Below are 523 nucleotides of genomic sequence, written 5' to 3' on the forward strand. Positions count from 1 at the left end.
GGCCACCACGGTTTATAACAGGCCAAGCTTCTGAAAATTTCCGCCAGCGGCGCGGACGACAGCTACACAGCTGCTGACAACGGGATACCAGTTTTATGAAGATAATCAACCACCGAGCAGGGCAGGTGGGGGGCAGCCTGGCCGCCGAGCTGGCCAGTGAGGCCAACGACATTACCGTCATTGATACTGACGCCGTACGACTGCGCGAGCTGGGTGATCGGCTGGATATTCGCACCGTATTCGGCCGCGGCTCGTTTCCCACGGTGCTGCGTCAGGCCGGTGCCGATGATGCCGATATGCTGATCGCGGTTACCAGCAGCGACGAGACCAACATGATCGCCTGCCAGGTCGCATATACACTGTTTCGCACGCCGACCAAGATCGCCCGCATCCGCGAGTCCGCCTATCTCACCCGGGGCGGGCTGTTTCATAACGAAGCCGTGCCGATCGACGTGCTGATCAGCCCCGAGCAGGCTGTGACTACGTACGTCAAACGCCTGATTGAAACACCTGGCGCGCTGCA

Annotated in this window: 1 protein-coding gene; it reads left to right on the forward strand. The window is 60.2% G+C overall.

Translation table 11 applies throughout. The annotated features are described in order from the left end of the window. Positions 1–95: 95 nt before the first annotated feature. Positions 96–523: NAD-binding protein (locus tag Q7C20_RS27140; protein WP_375071234.1), on the forward strand; the 428-nt coding region annotated here is incomplete at its 3' end.

Source organism: Pseudomonas sp. AMR01 (assembly GCF_041946035.1).
Taxonomy (GTDB): domain Bacteria; phylum Pseudomonadota; class Gammaproteobacteria; order Pseudomonadales; family Pseudomonadaceae; genus Aquipseudomonas; species Aquipseudomonas antarctica_B.